The organism is Undibacterium sp. FW305-107, from assembly GCF_058788535.1.
The window spans coordinates 509,748-528,209 of the sequence record NZ_JBYTAV010000002.1 but is presented as its reverse complement, the minus strand read 5'-3'; the positions used below and the strand labels follow the sequence as shown (position 1 = coordinate 528,209).

Below are 18,462 nucleotides of genomic sequence, written 5' to 3'. Positions count from 1 at the left end.
AGACTGAAAAATATTTACTGTTAATTAAGTTAAATTACAAGCGTCTTTCATACGTGACATGACGCTTGTTACATGACAATCACTTTGCTATCTAAGTATCCAGGCTTTAAGACAGAAATCATACCTTCCTCGCTATAGCTTACGCCCCTGAATTAAAATTCTTCCCAATCGTCGTCCGTTCGCTTGCCTGGCTCGGCAACCGGCTTACTGGCACGAGCACCAGCTCCAGTCGATGCCGGAGTTGCAGAAGTCGCACGTGTTGCCCGGGGCAATGCCTTCACTTCTGGCCTGGCACTCGTAGCAGGCTTGCTGTTACTCACTGCTTTACTGACAACTGGTTTAGCTTGCTGACTGATTTGCGCTGCATTTCCATTCAGTTTGAATACACTGACTGCCTGTGCCAATGCAACCGCCTGCTCTTCCATACTCTCTGCCGCAGCCGCTGCCTGCTCAACCAATGCCGCATTCTGTTGCGTCATTTCATCCATTTGCGTAATCGCCAGGTTCACTTGTTCTATGCCTGAACTTTGTTCCTGGCTGGCTGCCGTGATCTCGCTCATGATGTCGGCCACATGCTGTACGCTGGTGACAATTTCATCCATGGTCTTGCCTGCTTCGTCTACCAGCTTACTACCCTGATCGACTTTGTCTACCGAGTCGCTGATGAGGGACTTGATTTCTTTGGCGGCACTTGCACTGCGTTGTGCCAGGTTGCGCACTTCTGCCGCTACCACGGCAAAACCACGTCCTTGCTCACCTGCCCTGGCGGCTTCTACTGCGGCATTCAACGCCAGGATATTGGTCTGGAAGGCGATGCCATCAATGACACCAATGATGTCAACGATTTTGCGTGAACTTTCTTTGATCGAGCCCATGGTATTGACCACCTGCCCCACCACCTCACCACCTTTGACCGCGACACTGGAAGCTGAAACCACCAATTGATTCGCCTGGCGCGCATTATCAGCATTTTGCCTGACTGTGCTGGTCAACTCTTCCATGGAGCTGGCTGTCTCTTCCAAAGAACTGGCTTGCGATTCTGTGCGGCTCGACAAATCGGCATTGCCTGAGGCGATCTCTTGAGAGGCAACGGTGATGGTTTCTGTACCTGTCCTGACCTGACCAACGGTAGAGGCAAGATTGTCATTCATGTTCTTTAAGGCCTGAAACAGGGACGTTACTTCGTCATGACCAGATACCGTCACCTGACTACGTAAATCACCGTCTGCGACAGTTTCAGCCAGGCTCAGCGCTTCCTGCAAAGGCTGCGTGATACTGCGGGTAATAGTCCAGGCAAACAATGCCCCAACTATCACGGCAGACAAGAGAATGACATACAGCCAGATTGTCAGTTTTGCGCCTGCTGCCGCAAAATTTTCAAAAACCTGTTTGGATGCAACATCCTGCAAATCAACCAGCTTATTCATTTCCAGTATGGATTTAGAACTTAACGGGTCAATGACCGTTGCAATAATTTTTGCGGCACCTTCTGCATTAAATGCCAAAGCCTGCCCTACCGCGTCCTTTAATGGTTTTTCTATTTCTTTATCAACTTTGGCAATGTCGCCAAGGATTTTCTTTTCTTCTTCATTCAAGCCCAGAGAGGCAATTTTTTCTTTTGCATCTTCATATTTTTTTCTTTGTGCCTTGACCTTGGTTTCTTCTTTTTGCATTTCACCGACATCTGACTGTATGCCGATATTGCGCATGGCTATACCACCCTCAAACAGAGCGCTTTTCATGGCATTGGCCAGAACCTGTTTTTGAGCAGCCAGATTCAAGCCTTCAATCATGGCCTTGCGGTTGTTACCACTCAAGGCGTTAACAAATAAAATTACCGAGATCAGGCCCACCAGTATCAGTGCAAAGCCCACTCCTAGACGGGTACCAATTTTAAAATTTCTCAGATTCATAGTGTCTCCTATTTATTTTTTAGTTAGTGCCTATGTCTACATTTATTATCAGTAGCCACTCAGAGAAACCAGGACATCATGCAGCAGTATCGACCAATCCCATTTCTGGACTGGACATCAATTTATCAATATCCACCAATATCAACATACGGTCATCGAGAGTACCCAATCCGATCAGGAAATCAGTGCTGAATGTAGTCCCCATTTCAGGAGCAGGCCTGACTTGCTCTGGTAACAAAGTCGTGACGTCAGAGACGCTATCAACGACCATACCAACGATACGTCCTTCAATATTTAAAATGATGACGACCGTGAACTGATCATAAGTAGGCGTACCCAAGTTGAATTTGATACGCATATCAACCACGGGAACAATAATGCCGCGCAAATTGATGACACCCTTCAAAAAATCTGGTGCGTTGGCGATTCGCGTAACGGCTTCATAGCCACGTATTTCCTGGACCTTGAGTATGTCGATACCATATTCTTCATTACCCAAAGTAAAAGCAAGGAATTCATGCCCGGCAATATCAGATTTAGCCCCGTCATTCGAAGCATGATCACTACCCTGTGAAATTTGCGCCATTTCTTTTTCCTCGTCTTAAATTTCTAATTCAATCTTCATCGCGCAGTACGCAACACAGCGGCGACATCTAAAATAAGTGCAACGCCACCATCACCCAGGATAGTTGCGCCAGAGATCCCAGGGACCTTCTTGTAATTTGATTCTATATTTTTCACGACAACCTGCTGCTGTCCAACCAGATCATCAACAAACAAAGCAGCTTTTTTACCATCTACTTCAACGATCACAACGATGCCATCAGATGGGTTCGTATACTTGGGCTCAATATCGAAGTACTCGTACAAAGGTACCAGTGGCAGATACTCACCGCGTACTTTAACCACTTTGCCCTTGCCACTGATCTCTTTAATATCTGCCTGGGCTGGCTGCAGCGATTCCATGACAAAGCCCAGCGGTAGAATATAAATCTCGTTGCCAAATTTAATCGACATGCCATCAAGAATGGCCAGCGTCAATGGCAGGGAAATGGTAATCGTCGTGCCGTATCCCATTGCTGAACGTATGTCGACTACACCGCCCATGGCAGCGATATTACGTTTGACCACATCCATGCCAACACCACGGCCAGAAACATCCGTTACCGTCTCTGCGGTAGAAAAACCTGGAGCAAAAATCAGCAACCAGACTTCGCTATCGCTCATGGAATCGGAAACCGTCAAACCATTTTGCCTGGCTTTGGCAAGAATTTTTTCCCTGTGCAATCCACCGCCGTCATCGCTGACTTCGATCACAATATTACCGCCCTGATGCACTGCCGACAGAGACAATTTACCGGTCTCACTTTTACCAGCTTGCGTCCTGGCAGCCGGCATTTCTATACCATGATCAATACTGTTTCTGACCAGATGCGTAAGCGGGTCAACAATACGTTCAATCAAGCCTTTATCAAGTTCGGTCGAAGCGCCATAGGTAACAAATTCGACTTTTTTCCCCAGTTTGCTGGCCAGATCCCTGACCATGCGCGGGAAACGTGAAAAAACATAATCCATGGGCATCATGCGTATGGACATGACTGCTTCTTGCAAGTCGCGGGTATTCCTCGTCAAATGAGCAACACTGCTTAACAGTCGTTCATTCGCAATCGGATCAAGGTCTTGCGTGCGCTGCTCCAGCATGGCCTGGGTAATAACCAGTTCGCCAATCAGGTTAATCAGCTGATCAACTTTTTCTATGCCAACCCGTATGGTTGAAGACTCTTGAGAAGTGGCAGCTTTTTCCACTTTTTTCTCAGTTTGCTGCACTTGCTTTTCAGCGACAACAACATCCACCACTTTCTCAGAGGCAGGTTCTGCCTTGTTTTCTTCTGGCGGGAACATGGATTCCAGAGGTTCAAAGAACCCGTATCCAAGTTCATCCTCTGTAGGCTCTGCTTTCCTTACAGGTAAATTGGCGATCTGTTCTTCTGTAATTTTCAGCGTATCAGGATTCAGAATGAAAGAGCAAATCGATACGATATCGTCCTTGCTTTCATTGGTACGCAAGGCCAGAACCACATTCTTGCCATTATTATCCAGGCGTGAAATCGCACCCAGGAGTCCAAGTTCAGACATGATGGCTGCTGCATCAGCTTCAGATACATCTGGCATTTCAATTTTGTATGCCGTTTTAAATACGACATCGGCATGATCCATGCTGGATTGATGACTGATAAAACTCGCAGCAGGTGCAGGCACAGGTACGGCATCTTGCGATAAGGATTGCAGCAACATCCTTACATCCGCAACAGCGTCCTGGTCAACGGGCGTGCCCAATCTATGACCGTCCAGCTGCATTTTTAAAATATCTTTGGCGATGAGAAAAGCGTCTACGTGCTCGCCAGTCAGAGCCATTTCCCCTTTGCGGATTTTATCCAGCAGTGACTCAAGTATATGCGTCACTTCTGTCATATCTGTAAGACCAAAGGTCGAAGCACCACCCTTAATGGAATGAGCTGCCCTGAATATGGCATTCAAGTCCTCTGGATCTGGCGAAGAGATATCGACGGCAAGTAACAATTTTTCCTTCTCGGCAAGAAGCTCTTCCGCCTCGTCGAAAAACACTTGGAAAAACTGACTCATGTCAATCGTCATTATTAAGCTCCGTGATTTACATTTGTTTGCCCAGACACCAGGCCATTAATTCAGCCAATCACTTTTTTAACTACTTCAGTCAACTTCTGTGGATCAAAAGGTTTGACCAACCAGCCATTCGCACCGGCTGCACGGCCTTTTGCCTTCATGTCGTCACTTGACTCTGTCGTCAACATCAGGATAGGTACGCGTGCGTACGACGGCAATCCACGCAGAGACTTGATCAGGGTGAGACCATCCATACGTGGCATGTTCTGATCTGTGAGTACCAGATCAACAACCTGATTACGTGCCTTCTCCAGGCCGTCCTGACCATCCACTGCCTCTATTACCTGATATCCAGCTGCTTTTAAACTGAACGCTACCATCTGCCTCAAGGAGCCAGAATCATCCACAGCTAAAATTGTCTTGGCCATATTTACTCCGTTATACGAATTGTAGGCAGCTTCTGATCGCCGCCACTTGATTTAAAATAACTCAATGTCACCGCTATCCATATGCTTTTGATGCACTGCTTTACGTAACAAATTCTTCAGATCCGCACTTTGCTTTTCCAGGCGCACGGTAGTCTCGCGCAACAACGCCGTCAATTCGTCTGTTTCACCATCATGTTCAATATCATTACCGACCACACCCAAGGTCCCCAGCACTTCACGCAAACCTTCACATCTTTGCAGAGTTCGTGAAATCAACTGACTGGTCAAATCCTGAAATTGCAAGCTGGTCACGGCCGAACTGATATGTTTGGCGATATCTTCCTGTATAACCTTGAGTCGCAACACACTGTCATCTGAAACACCGCCCGAGCTGACGATTAAATTGATTTCTTCCTGCTCACTCGATATTGCCGCATGCAGCGCCATGAAGCTGACGCCCAGCTTCTCTATCGCCTCACCCAACAGTATGGTGGTTTGCGCAAGGTCAGTCTCAACCTCCAGCAAATGTGCATTTCCGTGATCAGACACACCTGATAAAAGTTGCTTAACCTGAGAACCCAACAGTTTCTTTTTGGACATCTTAAGCATCCTATCTATGCATATTGACTTAATGATGCTGCGTCTTGTTTGTATTTTTCTTGTATTTTGCTTGTCTCTTGCAAATATCTTGCTTTATCAAGGTTTAACTGAAATTTCAGCACTTGAGTCAGACTGATTTGCGACCTCGATAGAGCCGCCGTCCTGTGAAGCAGACTCTTCTGCTTTTTTGTTCATGACGATAATGCTAATTCTTCGATTAATCGGATTCAAAGGATCTTTTTTATCAAACAGCACGGAAGAGGAAAGCCCAACCACTCTTAACATCTTGGACTCATCCATACCACCATAAATCAACTCTCGCCTGGATGCATTGGCGCGATCAGCAGATAATTCCCAATTGCTGTAACCACGCTCACCACTACCATAAGGCGCAGCATCGGTGTGGCCCGACAAACTGATGCGGTTAGGCACATCATTAAGCGCCTTGCCAATTTCGTGCAAAATTTCTCTGGTGTAGGGCTGCAAATCTGCCTTGGCCGACGCAAACATGGGGCGGTTTTGCTCATCCACCATCTGAATACGCAAACCATCAGTCGTGATATCAAGCAAAAGCTGTTTCTTGTATTGCTTCAGTGTAGGGTTGGATTCGATGGCCGCTTCAATTTTAGACTTCAGGCCCTTCAGCCGTTCTGCCTCTACTTTTGCCAGAGCAGCCTCTGCAGCCTGCAGGTTGTAGGTTTTCTTTTGCGTGTCAATCTCGCCTTTACGGCTTTGCCCTTCACGCGCACTCAAATCCTTACCACCGCCCTTGATCACGCTGGAACTATCGCCGCTGCCATCACCACCCGCCATCGCCACCTTCAAAGGAGTTTGAAAATACTCAGCGATGCCGTTCAAATTACCTTTGGCAGTAGAACCAAGCAACCACATCAACAGGAAAAACGCCATCATCGCTGTCACAAAATCGGCGTAGGCAATTTTCCAGGCACCACCGTGGTGGCCACCGGCCACCTTCTTGATGCGCTTGACTATAATTGGTCGTAATTCTTCGCTTGCCATCATCAATCCAGTTTTTATTATTTAGATTTCGATTGCTTAATGTGATCTTCCAACTCAGTGAAAGTTGGCCTTTCAGTCGAATACAATACTTTCCTGCCAAACTCCACCGCCAAAGCCGGTGCATAACCGTTCAAGCTCGCCAACAACGTCACCTTGATACACTGAAAAGTCTTGGATGACTCATCCAGTTGCTGCTCCATCAAACCAGCCAGCGGCCCGACGAAACCATAAGCGAGCAAAATACCCAGGAAAGTACCAACCAGAGCATGGGCAATCAAGATACCAAGTTCGGATGGTGGAATACCAACAGACTCCATCGTATGCACCACCCCCATCACCGCAGCCACAATACCGAAAGCAGGCAAGCCATCACCTAACTTGGCAATGAAATGTGCAGGAACTGCGCCTTCGTGATGATGGGTTTCCAATTCATTGTCCATCAGATTTTCAATTTGAAAGGCATCCATATTCCCTGAAACCATCAGGCGCAAATAATCCCCGATAAACTCCATCATATGATGATCGTGGACAATTGCAGGATATTTACTGAAAAGCGGACTTTCTTCAGGGCGCTCAATATCACCCTCGATGGACATCAGCCCCTCTTTGCGAACCTTGGTCAGAACATCGAACAGCATCGTCATCAGCTCCATATACAAGGCTTTTGTATATTTTGAGCCTTTCAGGACACCTGGAAGTGCCTTCATGGTGGCCTTCAGGGTTTTCGCATTATTACCGACCAGAGAAGCGCCAACCGCAGCGCCGCCTATCATCAGCAATTCCAGGGGCTGAAACAATACCGCGATATGCCCACCGGACAAAACAAAGCCACCAAAGACTGAGCCCAATACGATGATATAGCCGACGATAACTAACACGAGCTTTTACTCCTTAGAGAGGATTTTTTTATAATATCGACTACACTACCTCAGACCTGAAGCATTCACCAGAAATGGAAGGTTAAATATTGCTTCAGGAATACATTTCACTATATGCATTATATGCGCCAGACATAAAGAACGGGGTCATTCGCATTGCTTTTTATAGTTAAATCCGCCTCAATACCAGGCACTTTGAACTCATAACTCATGAATTGCGTACCTGGCCGCATCTCAGCACTGACTTTTTCCCACAAGCCAGGCATGGCCGCTGGTGACAGGTAAGCAAACACGACATCAAACTCAGCAAAATCCAGTTGCAGATAATCTTTTAGATAGAAGTGAACCCTGTGACCAGCCAATTTAGCCCTGAGCCAACTGACCAGCCATGGGAACGGCGCCACCTCCACTCCAAAAAAAGATTGTTGCGGCCGTAGCCTGGCAAGACTGACAGACACACCGCCAAAGCCACTGCCAATATCAATAAAAGACAAATCATCATGCGCAGGTAGTTGCTCAAGAATACACGGCAACAAACTGGATTTGGAAGGAAAATATGGAACTTGTGTACGGTAAGTTGACCAAAACAACAATACCATGAGCACAAAGATTGCAAGACTCACACCTGGATGCAACTGAAAAATCAGCGAAGTGACGACTGCGAAGGGAAAAATGAATTGTATGAGCCACCACCACCAACTCATGCGCAGCAAGAAACTCACCAAGGCAGCCAGGCTGGCGTGAATAATGAGTAGCAAATAAGGGGAAAGTATGCCGCCAAACTGCCACCGGTCGGTGGCGTACAGCAAATAAGACAGGCCAAATGCAAGCAATTGTATGAGCAAGGCCAGAAAAACGGGCGAAGAGAAGACTCCGTCATCCGGTAGGAGTTTGCCTTTGCGGGTTTTTGATGATGCTACCTCCAAGGCTCCTCCTGAATTTTATGCCACCATTTCCAGCGCGGCCTCCGCATCTTTTGCTTTTTTTGTTTTACCTGCCCGTGACGGGACGTGGCATAAACCACAAGCATAATCATCATGCAAATCCAGGCTATGCGCAACAAAATGCCCACCGCATTTGCAACATTTTGCAAAACTCAGCATTTTGCCTTCAAAGAAGCGAACCAAAGTCCATGCACGTGTCAGTGATAATACTGGTTCCTCACCTGCAGGGACAGGCACTTGTTCGAGATACAGGCGATATGCCTTGATCACCGCGTCAATACCATCAACACCGGCATGTTCACGCAGATATTTATGGATATTCATGAACAGGGAAGAATGGATATTGGGCTGCCATGTAATAAACCAGTCGGCAGAAAAAGGCAGCATACCTTTTGGTGGAGATACACCCTTCAACTCCTTGTAAATCTTCAGCAGACGCTCACGCGACAAAGAAGTTTCCGATTCCAGCAATTGCAATCTGGCACCCAGATTGACCAACTCAATCGCCAATTGAATTTCGTGAGCTTCATTTACTACGCTTTTGCTTGCCATGATTTTTCTCCATCCGCCTTGATTTAAATGCCCGACAAATTAATGGATTTCTTCAACTGGCTGACCAGCCATCAAGATCGCAGCATGGGAATGCGCAAGCGCACGCTCCTTGTTGTAATTTGTCAACATGCACAAAATGGAGCTATCTTCGAAGCGGAAACGCGCCAACATCATATTGGAACCTGCCAATTTCAAAATCTGGGCATTATTCAAACCTTCAATCAGGTCTGCGATTTCCTTGCCGATGCCCAAACGGAAAATAGCGGTCGCTTTATCAGCGCGAATCATTTGTTGTGCCAACATCAAATAACTCAAATTGGCATCCCGAATCTCGGCCATCATATCGTTCTGCGTCATTTTCCCACCCTCCAGTTTTGTTATCAGCGGCATGTTTGCGTTGCCAGTGAGATACATTGTGCAGGCTGGTGAAAAGTGGCTGTATAAGCGAGATTCCGTATTTAAACCAAGAAAAAAACGAAGGCATGCCGTAGGAAAATATCCTACAGGCAAATTTAGACATCTACAAAATGAAATTTCGTAGAAAACAGATTTTTATTTTTTTGAATCAGCGAAAGTGGCCAAATCAAAAAATACCAATTAAAACAACGACTTGCGTAAAAATAGACCTTTTACCATATCGTCTTATATTCATTAACGGCAGTACTTTAGAAAACTTTAGGGAAAATTTAAAAATATTTTCGATTTATTTTCTTACCCTTGTAACGGCAACAAATTGTGAAATCTTTAGGGTTAAGCGCAAAAAAAACCAAAAAAAAATCACCTGTTTGCAACAGGTGATCCTTTTTGAATCGTGCAAATAGCTATTTAAGCTATTACTTCTCATATCTATTGTCTTTTCTGCACGCCAACTAAGCCAGAAATTTAGCTTATTTCTACAAAGTCGTATGCCAGATACACTTATCTTTGATTTGCTTATCCAGTCCTGTCAGCAATTTTTCATGCTCCCCCATTTCTTCCTCTGTTGCCATCAATACGGCGATCTCACCAACGGGCATATCAAAGGCGACGACCTCCAGTACTTTTGGCGCATCGTCTTCCTCAATGTCGATTTCAAAACTATTTTGCCCACGCGACATTGCCAGAAAAACATCTGCCAGCAATTCAGCATCCAGCAAAGCGCCATGCAGCTTGCGGTGGGAATTTGAAATCTCATAGCGAGTACAGAGCGCATCAAGGGAATTACGCTTCCCAGGGTGTAATTCTTTTGCCTGAACCAGCGTATCTACAATACTAGGGCAATACTCAGTCAGCGCTGGTAAATTCAGGCGTGCGAGCTCTGCATTCAGGAAGCCAACGTCAAAAGGTGCATTATGAATAATGATTTCTGCATCTTTGATATAAGCGCAAAATTCTTCGGCTACTTGGGCAAATTTGGGCTTATCACTTAAAAACTCAGTGGTTAAACCGTGAACTGCCAAAGCGCCCTCTTCAGAATCTCGTTCTGGATTGATATAGCGATGGAAGTTATTACCGGTCAGCTTGCGGTTAATTAATTCTACGCAACCAATTTCTATGATGCGGTCGCCATTGCGGGCATTCAAACCTGTGGTTTCAGTATCGAGGACTAGCTGCCTACGCATATTCAATCTTCCTATTAGACGACAACAAATATTTATTCAAAATTAATCACAGTTGATCAAACACCCAGCGCAAGGCGATGCCTGTCCCCGGCTCAGCCTGGCAAAACCTGCTTTGCATGCCAACACCTGCAGCAAATAATAAATCCTTGCCAATAGAGACATATGGTAAGCGTTCACGCTGCCAGAAAGGTATCTGCAAGGACTGATAATGGCTTTTCATATCGCGGGTAGAGCGGTTTTCTCCCAGCTTCAGCCTCTCCCCTCCCCTGCGCAGATGCAAGGAAAGCGTTTGCGACTTTAACCAGGACACATCCAGTCCGCGCTCTGCCGGATCAAAATACAGGCTACCAGCAAACTCAGGAAAATGGATATGTGCCTGTCCTTGCCAGGCAAATTCATGTTCGCTGTCCTCTTCTGCCATCTCAGTTTTTTGCGCAGACAAATAGACGATGTCCTTATAACGATGTATGGCAACGGTATCGTGATGGATGGTAATACGTGCATCTTCACGTCCGTCAAATAGCTGGTTTTGCATTTCTTTCAGCCGCGAGGTCGTGGGCATGCGTACACCAGCCTTTGAAAACCAGTAACGGAACAAATTATCTCTGCGTGCAGGGCTCAGTGCACGCATGGCAGCAATACCCAATCCCGCTTCAAAGGAGCAATCGGCGAAATCCTGCCCGGCAACTTCCAGCAGCAAGTCTTGCGCCGCTTGAAAATGGGTGGCTGAACGGGCGATACGTTCTGAGTAGCCAGGCGATAAGCCTTCGAGTACTGGCATTACACTGTGGCGTATGGCATTACGCAGATAACGCTGGTCAGTATTGGACTCATCTTCGATATAGCTTAAACCCCGTTGGCTCGCATAGGCTTCCAGCGTAGTTCGCTTTTCTGTCAGCAGTGGCCGCCCAAGCATGACTTCATCATGGCCAAACAGATTAGGTGCACGATGACAAACATCCATGCCTGACATGCCAGCCACACCACTACCGCGCAACAATTGCAATAACAGGGTTTCTGCCTGGTCATCCTGATGATGGGCAGTCAGGATCAAGGGAATGCCGGTACTTTTCGACATCCGCCCCAAAGCCTGGTAACGCCCCTTGCGGGCAGACGCTTCCACGCCATCGCCGCTGTCGCGGGCAACCAGAATACGCTCAGCATGAAAGTCTACTTCGCCTGATACACACACAGCCCGGCAATGATCAAGCCAGACATCAGCATTCGGACTTAAGCCGTGATGTATGTGAAAAGCATGCAGTGAAATTTTGGCACGGCGGCAATAATTGATTGCCAGGTCCAGTAAGACCGTAGAATCCAGACCGCCGCTATAGCCTACTGCGAGGCCATTTTGCAGATTTCCTTCACAGAAATCAGCAATAATGGCATCGAGTTTTTTTGAGAATGCTTGCTCGAGACTGGAGCAATGTTGATCTGGCCTCATTCAGCAAGTTTCGTTTCCTTAAACTTGCCGTAGCTCATTAACTTCTCATGACGTGCAGCCAGCAAATCCTTGGTTTTTACACCCTGGAACTGACGCAGGGTATCTGCCAGTGCACGTTTAACCAAGGCACACATCTGCTTGGGATCTCTGTGGGCACCACCCAGAGGTTCATTGATGATCTTGTCGATCAAACCCATGGCTTTCAGTCTGTGAGCTGTCAAACCCAATGCCTCGGCCGCATCAGATGCACGGTCGGAAGTCTTCCACAGGATGGAAGCACAACCTTCAGGAGAAATTACGGAGTAAGTAGCGTACTGCAACATCAGCACCGCATCGCCAACAGCCAGCGCCAGCGCACCACCAGAACCACCTTCACCAATAATAGTCGTGATCAGCGGTACTTTCAGTTCTGCCATGACATATAGATTGTGGCCAATAGCTTCAGACTGACCGCGCTCTTCAGCGTCTATGCCAGGCCAGGCGCCAGTGGTGTCGACAAAGGTAAATACGGGAATATCAAATTTTTCAGCCAGTTTCATCAGGCGCATGGCCTTGCGATAACCTTCAGGCTTGGGCATGCCAAAATTGCGCATGGCGCGTTCTTTGGTGTCACGGCCTTTTTGGTGGCCCATGACCATACATGCCTGACCATTAAACCTTGCCAAGCCACCAACAATGGATTGATCATCGGAAAAACTGCGGTCACCATGCAACTCATGAAAGTCAGTAAACATCTGATTCACATAGTCCATGGTGTATGGACGCTGTGGATGACGGGAAATCTGCGACACTTGCCATGGAGTCAACTTGGCGTAAATATCCTTCGTCAACATCTGGCTTTTCTTCGACAGTCTGTCTATTTCTTCAGAAATATCGACTGCCGAATCATCCTGAACAAAACGCAGCTCTTCTATTTTTGTTTCCAGTTCTGCAATTGATTGTTCAAAATTTAAAAATGTCGTTTTAGTCATCGTGCCTCCTTAACATCACACGAGTTGATAAAAAAATCCAATTTCATTCTGGCGCGGGCGCAATGTTTAATTGAATAATGTGTCGCTCTGCCTAGCGTACAAAAGAACCATTTAGATGATTTTTTTGCAAAATTCGTATGCATACATAATGGACATATTGTCCTGACGGAGCAGATTAGATATCAAAACTGGCCTCGCTGTCCAGTGTTCGGCACTTTTTGCTTGAGTTCGGGCAGTAGAAATCAGCATCCACACACCTGTTACCGTTGCCAAAACCACTGGCGAAATGCTGCTTACTTGTCAAAGTCATTGTCAAACACCCATAGTCAGCAACTTATTTGATAAGATGGCGCTTTGCTCATTAGCCAGTATACCATTGCAGCTTACATGTTCTGCCAAACTCCTATAAATCCAAGACCGAACACCATGCGCCACATTTTAAAGAATGTTCTTACCTTATCCAGTCTGTCATTGCTGTTGATGTCTGCCCACGTCCGGGCAGATGATGCAGCTGACGTTGGCAAATTGCTCAGATCTGGCCAGGTAAGTGAGGCCTTGCAAAAAGTGGATGCCGCCCTGGCGCAACGTCCCAAGGACGCGCAGATGCGTTTTCTCAAGGGATTGATACTGACAGAGCAAAACAAATCGGCAGAAGCTATCACCGTTTTCTCGAAGCTGACTGACGATTACCCGGAATTGCCTGAGCCCTACAATAATCTGGCAGTCTTGTATGCATCATCTGGTCAGTACGACAAAGCCCGTGCAGCTCTGGAGATGGCGATCAGGACCAATCCAACTTATGGCACAGCACATGAAAACCTGGGTGATGTATATGCAAAACTGGCCAGCCAGGCCTATGACAAGGCTTTGCAACTCGATTCCAGCAATAACACTGCCAAATTAAAGCTGACCCTGGTCAAGAATCTGGTAGGCAATACCACCGGCGGCACCAATCCCAAGACAGCAATGGCATCCCCTGCACCTGCTACCAATGCAGCCGCTCCAGCCAAAGCCAGCGCTACCGTAGTTGCTGCAGCAAAACCTGAGGCTGAAACTGCCAAGCCTGAACCTAAATCCAAACCTGCTCCTGCAGCCGCAACTACTGCTACTAATGATAAGACTGAAGAAGATGTGCTGAAGGCAGTAGAAAACTGGGCTAAAGCCTGGAGCAGCAAGGACACCAATGCCTATCTGGGGCATTACGCAAAAGATTTCCAGACACCCAAAGGCGAGTCTTATAAAGCCTGGGCAGAAGAACGTCGTAACAGGATAGAAGGCAAAGGCCGCATCAACGTTAAAATTGAATCTGCCAAAATCGATGTCGATGGCAACACTGCCACGGTCAAGTTCCGTCAGATATATACATCTGACCAGTTGACTGCCAACAGCCGTAAAACCTTGCACATGGTAAAGCAGGACGGCAAATGGCAGATCAAACAGGAGCGTGCGGGTAGCTAATGTTTTTCGCTGTCAATTCTGATACTCCGGCCGCAGTCAAAGCCGGAAAATCACGCGTTTTTGCTGTTCTTGCTCTGACATGTCTGGCGTATCTCGCTTCGCCAACTCTTGTCGTGGCCAAGTCACGCCCCAATAAAGTCGCACCGGCTGAAATTAATCCAAATGCCCCGGACCCGGACGCATTATTAATCGAAGTCTACAAAAACCTGGCCGCAAATAATTTGCAACAGGCGCAGACCAAGATAGATGCACTGGTAGAAGCCTATCCGCACTTCCAGCTGGCACATTTGATACAAGGTGACTTGCTGCTGATGCACACCCGTCCGGTACGCAGTTTTGGTGTCGGTGCCTTGACGCAACCCGATAAACTGAAAGACCTGCGGGATGAGGCAGCGGCACGCATACGCTCATATCGTGAACGCCCCGCCGCCGACCTGATCCCCAGAGCCATTTTGCAATTGCGCGATGACCAGAAGCAGGCCATCGTCGTCGATGCGAAAAAATCGCGCTTATATGTGTATGAAAATGCCGCAGGCCAGCCGCGCCTGATTAATGATTTCTATATCAGCCAGGGCAAGTTTGGCATCAACAAACTAAAAGAAGGCGATCAAAAAACCCCTATAGGGGTGTATTACATCACCAGCCGCCTGGCGGGCACAAAACTGCCGAGTTTTTATGGCCCAGGTGCTCTGCCACTAAATTACCCGAATGAATGGGACAAATTCAATGGTCGCAATGGCTCTGGCATCTGGTTGCACGGCATGCCACCTGAAAGCTTCAGCCGCCCCCCCCTTGCATCAGATGGCTGCGTGGTATTGACGAATCCGGATTTTTTAAAAATCTCTTCCATGGTGGACATAGGCAAGACGCCAGTTATCATCAGCGAGCAAGTGGAATTTGTCAGTCGCAATAAATGGATGTTGGATAAAAATTTTGCCGAAAAACTACTGGATGACTGGCGTCTGGACATGCAGAGCCAGAACGCCAACCGCATTCTGACGAATTATTCGCGCAATTTTAAGACTACGCAGGGTGACAATCTCAACACCTGGTTCCCAAAACAGCAACAAAGCTGGGATAACTGGCATAATCCTGCTATTAAATTAAAAGACGTAACCCATTTCCGCTACCCCGGTAAAGACGAACTGATAGTCAGCACCTTTACCCAGGAAACCAGCAATGGGAAAAGCAAAGCGGCCATTCGTAAGCGCCAGTACTGGCTGAAAGAAGCTGCCAGATGGCGCATAATTTACGAAACCACTGTCTGAACTAGTTGTTTACTCTTAATTCATCAACCAATAACGTATGTTGAATATGAAAATTTCAAAATCCGGACTAAACAGTGTATTGCTGGGTACCTGCCTGATGATGGCAAGCGCCTTTAGTTTTGCCGAAGCGCAACCCAAGGTTTCCCTAAAAACCAATATGGGTGAAATCGTTATTGAGCTTTACCCGGAAGCAGCCCCGAAGACCGTAGATAACTTCTTGAAATATGTTAAAAGTGGGCATTACAAAGGGACGATTTTCCACCGTGTCATCGATAATTTCATGATACAGGGCGGCGGCTACGACAAGGATATGAAAGAAAAACCGACGAATAAATCGGTCCCTCTGGAAGCCCGTGAAGCACTGGAACATGGCTTGAAAAACGACCTGGGCGTAGTCGCAATGGCCCGTACGCAAGACCCTAATTCAGCAGGCGCGCAGTTTTACATCAATGTCAAAGACAATGATTTCCTGAACCATCAAGTCTTGCCTGAGGGTGACCCGGTAGAGTTTCCCTACCGTGGCAACATCGTCACCGAAAGACGCGCCAGGGCACTGGCAATGACCGCTGGCTATACGCCTTTTGGCAAAGTCATCAAGGGCATGGAAGTCGTTGAAAAAATTAAAGTGGTAGAAACTGGTGAAGCTAAAATGATGCAAAATGTACCAACCAAACCAGTTATTATTCAATCCGCTACCTTGTTAAAATAAACACATCACTAACCTTTTAGAAATGAAGGACTATCATGGCCGTTATTCTGACCACCAACTTCGGTGACATCAAGATTGAACTGAACGAAGAAAAAGCTCCAAAAACTGTTGCCAATTTCCTGGCTTATGTTGAATCTGGTCACTACAACGGTACTATTTTCCATCGCGTGATTGATGGCTTCATGATACAAGGCGGCGGTTTTGAGCCTGGCATGAACCAGAAGTCCACCAATGCACCTATCGAAAATGAAGCCAAAAACGGCTTGAAAAACGAGCGTTATGCATTGGCCATGGCACGTACTGGCGACCCACACTCTGCTTCTGCGCAGTTCTTCATCAATACGGCAAACAACAGCTTCCTTGACTACCCAGGTCAGGACGGCTGGGGTTACTGCGTATTTGGCAAAGTCGTGGAAGGGATGGACATAGTCGACAAAATCAAAGGCGTGAAAACTACCCGTACTGGCATGTTCCAGGACGTACCGGTAGAAAACGTCCTGATCGAAAAAACGCAAATCGTTTAATACCATTTACTCTATTTCATGATCGCAGACCACAACGCGAATCAGACAAAAGCGCAACCTGAACTGGTTGCGCTTTTTGTTTCTGATACACATTTAAATCCCGCCCTGCCCCTTACTACAGCAGCTTTTTTAAGCTTTCTCGACAAGCAGGCCACACAGACCAAGTCGCTATATTTACTGGGGGACTTGTTTGAATATTGGGTGGGTGATGACAATATCAGTGACACCTATAATTCATCCATAGTCCAGGCGCTGCGCAAAGTCCATAATCACGGTGTGCAGCTGTACTGGATCGCCGGAAACCGGGATTTTTTAATCGGCGAGGATTTTTCTGCTGCTACCGGTGCGGTTTTACTGGATGACCCCAGCGTGATTGATCTGGCTGGAAGAAAAGTGGTCATCAGTCATGGCGATGCGCAATGTACGGACGATCATGCCTACATGAAGTTTCGCGCGCAAGTCAGGCAGGCAGAATGGCAAAAGACTTTCCTGGCAATGCCGCTTGATCAGCGCAAAAAAATTATTGAAGGCCTGCGTACTGAAAGCAAGATGGAACAAAAACAAAAATCCGTCGCCATCATGGATGTCAACGCAGATGCCATCGCAGCACTGTTCCTGCAAACGGGTGCCAGCACCATGATACATGGCCACACCCACAGACCAGCCATACATATTAACGGTGAAAAAACCAGATATGTATTACCGGACTGGGATTGTGAAGACCAGGACAAGCGCGGCGGCTGGCTGGCAGCCTACAGTGATGGCAGCATTCAGACTTACGACTGGGATGGAAGCCTCAAGTAAATTATTTTGCCATCAGGCGTTGACAGTATCTGAACGCAAATGACCGGCACTGATGGTCAGCACCCGTCCACATCTGGCCGCAATCGACAGATCGTGGGTAACCAGCACCAGGGTAGAGCCACGCTCACGGTTCAGGCTAAACATCAGGTTGATAATTGCCTCACCCGTAGCAGCGTCGAGACTACCAGTAGGTTCATCAGCAAAAAGCAAAGGTGGCTCAGTCACAAAAGCCCTGGCCAGCGCTACCCTTTGCTGCTCACCGCCTGACAAAAACTTGGGGTAATGCCTGAGCCTGGATGCCAGTCCGACATGCTCCAGCATTTTTTCTGCCTTGGCACGTGCCTGCTTATCACCGCGCAACTCCAGTGGCAGCATGACATTCTCCAGCGCATTCAGGTGCATCAATAACTGGAAGGACTGAAATACAAAGCCCAGGTTCTCTTTACGGAATTGCGCCCTGCCATCTTCTGTTAAATCAAAAATATCCACTCCATCAAGCAAGACCTTGCCTTCCGTTGGCGTATCCAGCCCAGCCAGTATGCCCAGCAGAGTTGACTTGCCTGAACCAGAGGCACCAACAATTGCAAGCGTCTGCCCTGCTTGCGCGGTAAAATCTATGCCATTCAGTATACTCAGCTCGCCAGTCGCATCTGCTACGCGCTTGGTCAGGTGCTTTACTTCTATTGCCGCTTTGTTTGATTCCAT

19 protein-coding genes are annotated in these 18,462 nt (G+C 47.2%); 5 read left to right on the top strand and 14 right to left on the bottom strand.

The window, feature by feature from the left end; genetic code table 11:
• Positions 1-152: 152 nt before the first annotated feature.
• From AC3WQT_RS06470 to AC3WQT_RS06410, 13 genes are all read right to left on the bottom strand, one after another.
• On the bottom strand, positions 153-1,913 hold the full coding sequence (locus AC3WQT_RS06470) for a methyl-accepting chemotaxis protein (RefSeq protein ID WP_492702963.1): 1,761 nt from the start codon (positions 1,911-1,913) through the stop codon (positions 153-155).
• 76 nt (positions 1,914-1,989) lie between these two features.
• A complete protein-coding gene (locus AC3WQT_RS06465) occupies positions 1,990-2,499 on the bottom strand; it encodes a chemotaxis protein CheW (RefSeq protein ID WP_423010313.1) in 510 nt (169 codons plus the stop codon).
• Positions 2,500-2,534: 35 nt separating this feature from the next.
• Positions 2,535-4,568: a chemotaxis protein CheA gene (gene cheA, locus AC3WQT_RS06460; protein WP_492702962.1), complete on the bottom strand. Its 2,034-nt coding sequence runs from the start codon at positions 4,566-4,568 to the stop codon at positions 2,535-2,537.
• A 50-nt stretch (positions 4,569-4,618) separates the two neighbouring features.
• Positions 4,619-4,984 carry a response regulator gene (locus AC3WQT_RS06455; protein ID WP_110253733.1) on the bottom strand — a complete coding sequence of 122 codons (366 nt, stop codon included), beginning with the start codon at positions 4,982-4,984 and terminating at the stop codon, positions 4,619-4,621.
• A 51-nt stretch (positions 4,985-5,035) separates the two neighbouring features.
• The gene (locus AC3WQT_RS06450; protein WP_492702961.1) at positions 5,036-5,584 is read right to left on the bottom strand and encodes a chemotaxis protein; all 549 of its coding nucleotides are present in this window, start codon (positions 5,582-5,584) and stop codon (positions 5,036-5,038) included.
• Between the two features lie 96 nt (positions 5,585-5,680).
• Positions 5,681-6,604 carry a flagellar motor protein MotB gene (motB, locus tag AC3WQT_RS06445; protein ID WP_492703128.1) on the bottom strand — a complete coding sequence of 308 codons (924 nt, stop codon included), beginning with the start codon at positions 6,602-6,604 and terminating at the stop codon, positions 5,681-5,683.
• A gap of 17 nt (positions 6,605-6,621) precedes the next feature.
• A complete protein-coding gene (gene motA / locus AC3WQT_RS06440; RefSeq protein WP_423010310.1) occupies positions 6,622-7,482 on the bottom strand; it encodes a flagellar motor stator protein MotA in 861 nt (286 codons plus the stop codon).
• 119 nt (positions 7,483-7,601) lie between these two features.
• Complete coding sequence (locus tag AC3WQT_RS06435; RefSeq protein ID WP_492702960.1) at positions 7,602-8,408, bottom strand: class I SAM-dependent methyltransferase; 807 nt, start codon at positions 8,406-8,408, stop codon at positions 7,602-7,604.
• A gap of 15 nt (positions 8,409-8,423) precedes the next feature.
• A complete protein-coding gene (gene flhC / locus AC3WQT_RS06430; protein ID WP_492702959.1) occupies positions 8,424-8,978 on the bottom strand; it encodes a flagellar transcriptional regulator FlhC in 555 nt (184 codons plus the stop codon).
• A gap of 39 nt (positions 8,979-9,017) precedes the next feature.
• Positions 9,018-9,335 (bottom strand): flagellar transcriptional regulator FlhD, encoded by a 318-nt coding sequence (flhD, locus tag AC3WQT_RS06425; protein ID WP_110254236.1) that lies wholly within the window; start codon positions 9,333-9,335, stop codon positions 9,018-9,020.
• Between the two features lie 536 nt (positions 9,336-9,871).
• Positions 9,872-10,579 carry a DNA polymerase III subunit epsilon gene (gene dnaQ, locus AC3WQT_RS06420; protein WP_492702958.1) on the bottom strand — a complete coding sequence of 236 codons (708 nt, stop codon included), beginning with the start codon at positions 10,577-10,579 and terminating at the stop codon, positions 9,872-9,874.
• A 46-nt stretch (positions 10,580-10,625) separates the two neighbouring features.
• Positions 10,626-12,023: a tRNA lysidine(34) synthetase TilS gene (gene tilS, locus AC3WQT_RS06415; RefSeq protein WP_492702957.1), complete on the bottom strand. Its 1,398-nt coding sequence runs from the start codon at positions 12,021-12,023 to the stop codon at positions 10,626-10,628.
• On the bottom strand, positions 12,020-12,994 hold the full coding sequence (locus AC3WQT_RS06410) for an acetyl-CoA carboxylase carboxyltransferase subunit alpha (protein ID WP_492702956.1): 975 nt from the start codon (positions 12,992-12,994) through the stop codon (positions 12,020-12,022). Before AC3WQT_RS06410 ends, tilS begins: the two co-directional genes overlap by 4 nt.
• 426 nt (positions 12,995-13,420) lie before the next feature.
• Here AC3WQT_RS06410 and AC3WQT_RS06405 point away from each other — a divergent pair, with 426 nt between their 5' ends.
• The 5 genes from AC3WQT_RS06405 to AC3WQT_RS06385 are packed head-to-tail and all read left to right on the top strand — an operon-like array spanning position 13,421 to position 17,757.
• Positions 13,421-14,452, top strand: coding sequence for a YybH family protein (locus AC3WQT_RS06405; RefSeq protein WP_492702955.1), 1,032 nt, complete (start codon positions 13,421-13,423; stop codon positions 14,450-14,452).
• Positions 14,452-15,720: a L,D-transpeptidase family protein gene (locus AC3WQT_RS06400; protein ID WP_492702954.1), complete on the top strand. Its 1,269-nt coding sequence runs from the start codon at positions 14,452-14,454 to the stop codon at positions 15,718-15,720. The genes AC3WQT_RS06405 and AC3WQT_RS06400 overlap by 1 nt, the downstream gene beginning before the upstream one ends.
• Before the next feature lie 46 nt (positions 15,721-15,766).
• Entirely contained in the window at positions 15,767-16,429 is a 663-nt protein-coding gene (locus AC3WQT_RS06395) for a peptidylprolyl isomerase (RefSeq protein WP_492702953.1), read from the top strand.
• A gap of 35 nt (positions 16,430-16,464) precedes the next feature.
• Positions 16,465-16,953 carry a peptidylprolyl isomerase gene (locus AC3WQT_RS06390; protein ID WP_492702952.1) on the top strand — a complete coding sequence of 163 codons (489 nt, stop codon included), beginning with the start codon at positions 16,465-16,467 and terminating at the stop codon, positions 16,951-16,953.
• Between the two features lie 18 nt (positions 16,954-16,971).
• Complete coding sequence (locus AC3WQT_RS06385) at positions 16,972-17,757, top strand: UDP-2,3-diacylglucosamine diphosphatase (protein WP_492702951.1); 786 nt, start codon at positions 16,972-16,974, stop codon at positions 17,755-17,757.
• A gap of 12 nt (positions 17,758-17,769) precedes the next feature.
• Here AC3WQT_RS06385 and AC3WQT_RS06380 read toward each other — a convergent pair whose 3' ends face one another.
• Positions 17,770-18,462 carry an ABC transporter ATP-binding protein gene (locus tag AC3WQT_RS06380; protein WP_492702950.1) on the bottom strand — a complete coding sequence of 231 codons (693 nt, stop codon included), beginning with the start codon at positions 18,460-18,462 and terminating at the stop codon, positions 17,770-17,772.